Annotated in this window: 5 protein-coding genes; all 5 read left to right on the top strand. The window is 70.2% G+C overall.

What is annotated here, in order from left to right:
* Nucleotides 1-240 precede the first annotated feature (240 nt).
* Nucleotides 241-2,610: an NACHT domain-containing protein gene (locus AOK23_RS24910; protein WP_157878144.1), complete on the top strand. Its 2,370-nt coding sequence runs from the start codon at nucleotides 241-243 to the stop codon at nucleotides 2,608-2,610.
* Nucleotides 2,611-2,688: 78 nt separating this feature from the next.
* Nucleotides 2,689-3,141 carry a hypothetical protein gene (locus AOK23_RS24905; protein ID WP_055714878.1) on the top strand — a complete coding sequence of 151 codons (453 nt, stop codon included), beginning with the start codon at nucleotides 2,689-2,691 and terminating at the stop codon, nucleotides 3,139-3,141.
* Nucleotides 3,142-3,370: 229 nt separating this feature from the next.
* Entirely contained in the window at nucleotides 3,371-4,966 is a 1,596-nt protein-coding gene (locus AOK23_RS24900) for a 3' terminal RNA ribose 2'-O-methyltransferase Hen1 (protein WP_055714877.1), read from the top strand.
* Nucleotides 4,963-7,533, top strand: a complete 2,571-nt coding sequence (locus tag AOK23_RS24895; RefSeq protein WP_055714876.1) for a polynucleotide kinase-phosphatase — start codon at nucleotides 4,963-4,965, stop codon at nucleotides 7,531-7,533. The genes AOK23_RS24900 and AOK23_RS24895 overlap by 4 nt, the downstream gene beginning before the upstream one ends.
* Before the next feature lie 190 nt (nucleotides 7,534-7,723).
* The coding region (locus tag AOK23_RS24890; RefSeq protein WP_169800328.1) for a squalene/phytoene synthase family protein at nucleotides 7,724-8,861 on the top strand (1,138 nt) is incomplete at its 3' end.

The following is an 8,861-nucleotide window of genomic DNA, read 5'->3' as shown; positions in this document are numbered from 1 at the left end:
GCCCTGCCCGCCCGTCAGCTCCGCCCAACGATCCCGCTGCGTCCCCATGTCCCGCGTGCCCTCCGCTCAGCCCTCGTCCCAGATCGAGGCACCGTCTTCGGCGCCCCCATCGATCGAGGCACCGTCCCCGGCGCCTCTACCGATCGTCGCACGCGGCGGCCGACCCGACCCGTGCTGCCCGACCTGACGCCTTCCGGCAATGCGCGCCAGCGCCGCGGTCGGCATCTCTAGGATGCAGCCGTGGGGAACAACTCGGTGAAAGAGTTCATGGCGCGTACGTACCGAGCGCTGTTTCACAGACGGGGCGCAGTCCGGCGAGGCGGGGGCCGCCAGCTGCGGAGGTATCGCCGGCGCGCCGAATCATGGCACGGGAAGCACCCGCTGGGGTTCGACACGGCGAACATCGATATCCGGCGTATCTACGTGCCTCTGCAGTCGTCCTGCGGCACCGAGCGCACCGATATGCGTGAGACGTTGAGCAGCGCTTCGAGGATCGTCGTGCTGGGCGAACCGGGTGCGGGGAAGTCGCTGCTTCTGAAAACCGAGATCCTGCGTTGGGCTGAACGGGAGGACGAGGAGGACATACCCGTCATCGTCAACCTGCACCAGTGCAACGCGTCCGACCACAGTCTGCGTGACCTGATCGTCGCGGAGTTCAACCAGGCGAAGGTCCCCGGAGCCTCGTCGTTGGTCGGCAGACTGCTCGACTCCGGTCGACTGAGGGTGTTCTTCGACGGTCTCGACGAGGTGGGCAGGGAAGACCGCGAGCGCGTGGAGCATCGGCTCCGTGAATTCGCCCGGACACATCTCGACTGCCCGATGATCGTCACCTGTCGGACCGCTGTGTACGACGGGCAGCTCAATCCCGAGTTCGACCACGTCGTTCGCATCGCGGAATTCGACGATGCGTCCATGAGGCGTTTCCTGCAGAACTGGAACAAGGCCGAGGCCGAGCTGAACGTGGAGCGCGTCATATCGTCGCTCCGCAGCAACCGTGAGTTGATGCGCATAGCGCGAAGGCCCTTGCTGCTCACCATCATCGCGTATCTGCAGTCGGGAGACCGGGCGGAGGCGTTCGGGCCGCTCCCCAGCTCTCGCGCCGGCTTCTACAAAGAGGCCGTCGCTCATCTCCTCGATCGCGACCGGCAATTGGGTCGCACCCGCGCCATCGCGCGCTACCACGCGAATCGTAAGCTGCTCACACTTCAGCGCATCGCGCTGGCCATGCACGACGCTCCTCCCGGCCGCGACGACCGTCTCGCCATTTCCGGGGAACGCCTGGAGGCGGTCATCCGTGAGCTGCTTCCCGGCTTCGACATGCAGACCGACGACCTGCTGCAGTTGCGGGACGAGATCGTCGAGCGGAGTCAGTTGCTGCGCCCGCTGGACGCGGTGAAGAGTCAGTACGGGTTCGCGCACCTGACGTTGCAGGAGTTCCTGACGGCCCAGTCTCTGCACGACTCTCCCACGAGACTGCTGCAGAGCTACCAGGACGACCCGGGCGCTTGGCGTGAGGTCGTCAAACTCTGGTGTGCCGTTGCCAGCGTCGACTGCACCCCGGTCGTCACGAGCATCTTCGGAAGCTCGTCCCTGGACAGCAAGATCCTCGCGCTGGAGAGTCTCGCGGACGCCACCTCCGTGAACGCGGAGACCGCCGAGGAGATCATCGACTACTTCATGAGCCGCCTCGACGTCTCGGGGCAGGAGAGCGCCGCCGTCATCAACGCACTCGGGGCGCTGGCGGCGAACAACACACCCCGGGGGAACGAGACGCTCGAGATTCTCCGAGGGATCGCTTGGGAAACGCCTTCGGATCGTCAGGCCGCCGCACTTCGGGCCTTGGCGGCATCCGACCGGCAGGAAGCGGCGATTCACCTCGGCGAGATCGAGCAGGACCAGAGCCGCCGGGCCGGCGCCCGTGCGGCGTTACGGGCCATGGGGGAGATCGCCATTCCCCAGCTCGCGCATGCGGCGCGCGCACGTTCGGAGGTGTGGGCCGTGGACGCACTGGCGAGAATCGGCACACCGGCGGCGGCGATCGAACTCGCGTCACTGCTGTGGCCGACGTCTGCCGTGTCACGTCGAGCGGCATGGCTGCTGGCCTGGCTGATGAGGGTCCCCGACGTGGAGGAGGCGCTGCGGGAGTGCGAGACACCGCAGATCGTCAATGGGAGAGGCAGCTACGGTTGGCTGTGGAGTTCCAGTGAGCCGTCGGAGGAACTCCGCCTCATAGCGGGCCGTATCGGATTTCTGCTGGACAACGGTCATCTGGACGGGAACGCGAGCGACCCGCCGAAGCCGGACGAGCCCATCGAGGTGCGAGAGATCGACCGAAGGATCGGGATTCCGCTGGCCGCTCTCGGCATCGAGAGATACCGATACAACCAGCCGTCGCTCCCGCCGCACCTTCGGCATGGACGAGTAGCCGCGACCAGCCAGCAGATCCATCAGTGGGTCAGCTCATTGAACTCCCATGAGCGGCGCGCGGAGTTCGCCGAGGTGTTCGGTAAACATCGCTTGCTGCCCCCTCTCTACCGTCACCTGCCGTCCTTGCTTCCGGCCGAGATCGAGAATCTCATCCTGGTCCGCCTCATCGAGCACAAGGAGTAGCACGCCCCACTGACGAAGAGCGAGTGGCAAGAGGCCTGCGCGCCCCCTCCTCGCTCTCCTGTCCTGCTGAAGAACGCCATGCAGTGGGTGTTCCGTTTCTCTGTCGCACTCCTGGCGTTCGCGGCCGGCGCGAGGGCGCTGACCACCATGAGCGGATACCAGGTGTCCTGGGTGCCGGCGGCGCAGGCCCCTTGGTCGGCCCTGTCCGGGGTGGCCAGTTGGGTGTGCGCGGCTCTGTCCGTCGCGGTGATCGTGGTCCATACGACCATCCGGAGGATGGCGCACTACTCGGATTCCTGGGAAATCATCTACCTCATGTGCCTGTTTCTCTGGGCTCCCTGTCTCCTTTTCCTTTCCATTGAACTGCTGGCCGCCTGGACCGGTGCCTGGGTCACCTGGGGCGCGATCTTCTCGATCCTCCTTGTGAAGGGTCTGGCGAACCTGCACATCGGACGGCGTGAAAGGAATCTCGCGAACCCCTTCCGCGGCATGCTGGCCGTCGACGTCAGCGAGGAAGGCCTGTCCTCGTGACGTGGCGCTGCCTCATCTCGTGACGTGGCGCTGCCTCATCCAGCGTTGCCTCGGTCCTGGTCGACAACGCCGGCGTCTTCCACGTCGGCCCGATCGAGGACATGGAGCCGGAGATCCCGGCCCCACCGATACGGACGCCGACGGTCAGGGCCCGAAAATACTCACTGCCCACAGCACGTTCTCTGTAGGTTGTAGGGACACTTCCAACCCGACTCGAGGCCAACCCCACGTGTTCCTGACGATCAGTACCACCGGCACCCCAGAGCGCCCCGCGACCGACCTCGGTTACCTGCTGCACAAGCATCCCGACAAGGCGCAAGCGTTCTCCACGTCCTACGGCAAGGCGCACGTCCTCTACCCAGAGGCGGGCGTCGAGCGGTGCACAGCCGCGTTGCTGCTGGAGGTGGACGCGGTGGCCCTGGTCCGGCGGGGCAAGGGCAAGGGCCGCGGCGGCGCCCCGGACGCGGCGCTCGCCCAGTACGTCAACGACCGCCCGTACGCGGCCTCCTCCCTGCTCGCCGTCGCGCTGAGCAGCGTCTTCTCCAGCGCGATGAGCGGCCGCTGCAACGCCCGGCCCGACGCCCCGGGCGAGGCCCGCCCCCTGCGCATCGAGATACCCGCGCTGCCCGCGCGCGGCGGCCCCGACCTCGTCGCCGAGCTGTTCGAGCCGCTCGGCTGGACGGTCACCGCCGAGGCGGTGCCGCTCGACACGCAGTTCCCGGAGTGGGGCGCCTCCCGTTACGTCCACCTGGTCCTGGAGTCGGAGTCCCTGACCCTGGCCGAGGCACTGCGCCACCTGTACGTCCTGCTGCCGGTCCTCGACGACGCCAAGCACTACTGGGTGTCGTCCGACGAGGTCGACAAGCTGCTGCGGGCCGGTGAGGGCTGGCTGCCCGACCACCCGGAGCAGAAGCTGATCACCAGCCGCTATCTCTCCCGCCGCTGGTCGCTGACCCGCCAGGCCATGGAGCGCCTGGAACTCGTACGGCTGGCCGAGGCCGACGACAGCGAGGTCGAGGAGATCGACAACGCCGTCGAGGAGCCGGAGGAGACGGAGGAGACCGAGGAGACGGCGGCGACCGATGCCTCCCGTGCCTCCGATGCCGCCGGGACGGCCGGGGCAACGGACGGCGCCGTCCCCGCCACCGCCGACGGCCCGGCCGAGACCGCCGTGACCACCGAGGACAGGCCCACGCCCCTCGCCGTGCTCCGCCGCGACGCGATCATCGCCGCGTTGAAGGACTCCGGTGCCGCCCGGGTGCTCGACCTCGGCTGTGGGCAGGGCCAGCTCGTGCAGGCGCTGCTCAAGGACCCGCGGTTCACCGAGATCGTCGGCACCGACGTGTCGATGCGTGCGCTCACGATCGCCTCCCGCCGTCTCAAGCTCGACCGCATGGGGGAGCGGCAGGCCTCGCGCGTGCAGCTCTTCCAGAGTTCCCTCGCCTACACCGACAACCGGCTCAAGGGCTACGACGCCGCCGTGCTCTCCGAGGTCATCGAGCACCTCGACCTGCCCCGGCTGCCCGCCCTGGAGTACGCCGTGTTCGGCTCGGCCCGCCCCCGGACCGTCCTCGTGACCACCCCGAACGTCGAGTACAACGTCCGCTGGGAGACCCTCCCGGCCGGCCACGTCCGCCACGGCGACCACCGCTTCGAGTGGACGCGCGAGGAGTTCCGCGCCTGGGCGGCCACGGTCGCCGAACGGCACGGCTACGACGTCGCGTTCGTGCCCGTCGGGCCCGACGACCCGGAGGTGGGGCCACCCACCCAGATGGCCGTGTTCAGCATCAGCGACATGAACGAGAAGGAGGCGAAGGCGGCATGAGCGACACCACCGTGGAGACCGGCGTGCAGAAGGCCCCGGGGCGCACCCTGCCCGTCACCGACCTCTCCCTCGTCGTCCTGATCGGCGCCTCCGGCTCCGGCAAGTCGACCTTCGCCCGCAGGCACTTCAAGCCCACCGAGATCATCTCCTCCGACTTCTGCCGGGGCCTGGTCTCCGACGACGAGAACGACCAGAGCGCGACGAAGGACGCCTTCGACGTGCTGCACTACATCGCCGGCAAGCGGCTCGCCGCCGGCCGCCGCACCGTCGTCGACGCGACCAGCGTGCAGTCGGAGTCCCGCAAGCAGCTCATCGACCTGGCCCGGAAGCACGACGTGCTGCCGATCGCCATCGTGCTGGACGTGCCCGAGGAGGTGTGCGCCGAGCGCAACGCGGCCCGCACCGACCGCGCCGACATGCCGCGCCGCGTCATCCAGCGCCACATCCGCGAACTCCGCCGCTCGCTGCGCCACCTGGAGCGCGAGGGCTTCCGCAAGGTGCACGTCCTGCGGGGCGTGGCCGATGTCGAGAACGCCGCGATCGTCACCGAGAAGCGCTACAACGACCTCACCCACCTCACCGGCCCGTTCGACATCATCGGCGACATCCACGGCTGCGCCCACGAGCTGGAGGCACTCCTCGGCAAGCTCGGCTACGTCGACGGAGTCCACCCCGAGGGCCGTACGGCCGTCTTCGTCGGCGACCTCGTCGACCGCGGTCCGGACAGCCCGGGCGTCCTGCGCCGCGTGATGTCCATGGTCGGCTCGGGCAACGCGCTGTGCGTGCCCGGCAACCACGAGAACAAGTACGGCCGCTACCTCAAGGGTCGCAACGTCCAGCACACCCACGGCCTCGCCGAGACCATCGAGCAGATGGAGGGCGAGAGCGAGGAGTTCAAGAAGCAGGTACGGGAGTTCATCGACGGACTCGTCAGCCACTACGTCCTCGACGGCGGGAAGCTGGTCGTCTGTCACGCCGGACTGCCGGAGAAGTACCACGGCCGCACCTCCGGCCGGGTGCGCAGCCACGCCCTGTACGGCGACACCACGGGGGAGACCGACGAGTTCGGGCTGCCCGTGCGCTACCCGTGGGCGGAGGACTACCGGGGCCGCGCGGCCGTCGTCTACGGCCACACCCCGGTGCCGCAGGCCACCTGGCTGAACAACACCATCTGCCTCGACACGGGCGCCGTGTTCGGCGGGAAGCTGACCGCGCTGCGCTGGCCGGAGCGCGAACTGGTCGACGTACCGGCGGAGCAGGTCTGGTACGAGCCGACGCGGCCGCTGGCCTCCGAGGCGCCCGGCGGCCACGAGGGCCGGCCGCTGGCCCTGGCGGACGTGCACGGCCGCCGTATCGTCGAGACCCGCTACGACGGCCAGGCCCGCGTCTCGATCCGCGAGGAGAACGCGGCCGCCGCCCTGGAGGTCATGAGCCGTTTCGCCGTCGACCCACGGCTGCTGCCGTACCTCCCGCCGACCATGGCGCCGACGGCCACCTCGCACGTCGAGGGCTATCTGGAGCACCCGGCGGAGGCGTTCGCGCAGTACAAGGAGGACGGGGTCGCGCGGGTCGTGTGCGAGGAGAAGCACATGGGCTCGCGGGCCGTCGCCCTGGTCTGCCGTGACGCGGACGCGGCCCGTCGCCGCTTCGGTGTGGACGGCCCCACCGGCTCCCTCTACACCCGTACCGGCCGCCCGTTCTTCGACGACGAGGCCCGCACCGAGCTGGTCCTCGGCCGGGTGCGCGAGGCGATGACGGCGGCCGGGCTGTGGGAGGAGCTGGACACCGACTGGGTGCTGCTCGACGCCGAGCTGATGCCGTGGTCGCTGAAGGCGTCCGGGCTGCTGCGCACCCAGTACGCGGCGGTCGGCGCCGCGTCCGGCGCGGTGTTCCCGGGGGCGCTGGCCGCCCTGGAGGGCGCGGCGGCCCGGGGCGTCGACGTGGGCGCACTACTGGACAAGCAGCGGGAGCGGGCCGCCGACGCGGCCGCGTTCACCGAGGCGTACCGGCGCTACTGCTGGCCCACCGAGGGCCTGGACGGGGTGCGGCTCGCCCCGTTCCAGATCCTCGCCGTCCAGGGCCGCAGCCTCGCGGCGCTGCCGCACGACGAGCAGCTCGCCCTGATCGACCGGCTCGTCGAGTTCGACGCCAGCGGACTGCTGCAGACCACCCGGCGCCTCTTCGTGGACACCGGTGACGAGGACTCGGTCCGCGCCGGCGTCGACTGGTGGCTGGAGATGACGGGCCGCGGCGGCGAGGGCATGGTCGTGAAGCCGGTCGGTGCCGTGGTCCGCACGGAGCAGGGGCGGCTGGTGCAGCCCGGCATCAAGTGCCGGGGCCGGGAGTACCTGCGCATCATCTACGGCCCGGAGTACACCCGCCCGGACAACCTGGCCCGGCTGCGCGGCCGTTTCCTCAACCACAAGAGGTCGCTCGCCATCCGCGAGTACGTCCTCGGTCTGGAGGCCCTCGACCGGCTCGCCGAGGGGGAGCCGCTGTGGCGGGTGCACGAGGCGGTGTTCGGGGTACTGGCCCTGGAGTCGGAGCCGGTCGACCCCCGGCTGTGACCGCCGTGCCCGCGCCTGTGCGGCGACTTTGCGGCTGATAATGTCGCAGACAGGCGTGGCCGTGCTCCGCGTTCGAATGGTTTCAGCGGTTCCGGCACTGCTCGGGGGCAGCGATCGCAGCCAATCGCAGGCGATCGCTGTCACCCGGGTCGGTCCCATCGGTTCCATTCGAAGGTATGCGGGGTACCCCATGCGTCGCAGCACAGCGCAGTCCGGGCGACAGCGATCGGCACTCGACGCCGCCTACGACGAGTGCCGCCGCCTGGTCCGCACGACGCGGCCCACCGAGTACGCCCTGATGGGTCTGATGCCCCCGGCGGCCCGGCCCGCCTGCTGGGCCCTGTACGCGGCGTTCGCCCACGCGGACGACCTGCTCGACTCCACCGACGGCACCCCCGAGGAGCGCGCCGCCCGGCTCCAGGAGTGGCGGACGGCGCTGGAGGCCGACCTCACGAGCGGCACCAGCGACGACCCGATCCGGCTCGCGCTGACCGACGCGGTCTGGCACTGGGGGCTCGACCTCGGGGACCTGCTGGGCGCGCTGGAGGCGGTCCAGCGGGACGGCGACCGGCAGTCCGTCGCCACCTGGCAGGAGTGGCGGGAACGGTCCCACGCGCAGAACATCAGCTGGCCCGAGCAGTTCATGCGGCTGCTGGTGCGATGCGGCCTGCCCGTCCCCGTACGGCTGCGGGACGTGCCGGGCTTCACCCGGTTCGTGGAGGGGCTGTTCCTCGCGGACATGCTCCGCGACCTCCCCGAGGACCTGGACGGCGGCCATGTCTGGTTCCCGACCGAGGTGCTCGACCGGTTCCAGGTCGCCCCGGCCGATCTGATCGCCCGCCGGTGGACCCCCGCGGTCCGGCGGCTCATCGCCCACCTCACGGGTGAGGCCCGCGCCTGGCTGGAGGGCGCCCGCCGGGTCCTGCGCGGCAGCCTGCCGCTGGGGCCGGCGATCGTCCTGGACACCACCGTCGACCTGTTCACCGCGGAGCTGGACGCGATCATAGGCGCGGGCCCCGCCGCACTGAGCCGGCCCGTACGCGTCCCCCGGCACAAGCAGTGGCGCGTCCTCGGCCCGGCCCGCGCCCGCGCCGCCGCGATCTGGCGGCTGACCCTGCCGCCCACCACGGCCACCCCCGGCGGCCGCCCGGTCGCGGGCCCCGACACGGACACCGCGCAGCCCAGCCCCGAATGGCAGCCGGTGCCGGTCGCCGACCCGCCCCTGCCGCCGCGCCCCCACGTCGACGGCGTACGCCCGCCCGAGATCGCCGCCGCCCAACTCCCGGACCACGTGGCCATCGTCATGGACGGCAACGGCCGCTGGGCCA

The sequence above is a fragment of the Streptomyces torulosus genome (assembly GCF_001419765.1).
GTDB classification, from domain to species: Bacteria; Actinomycetota; Actinomycetes; order Streptomycetales; family Streptomycetaceae; genus Streptomyces; species Streptomyces torulosus.
Note: the sequence above shows the minus strand (reverse complement) of the source record. Positions and strands in the feature narration are given on the sequence as shown.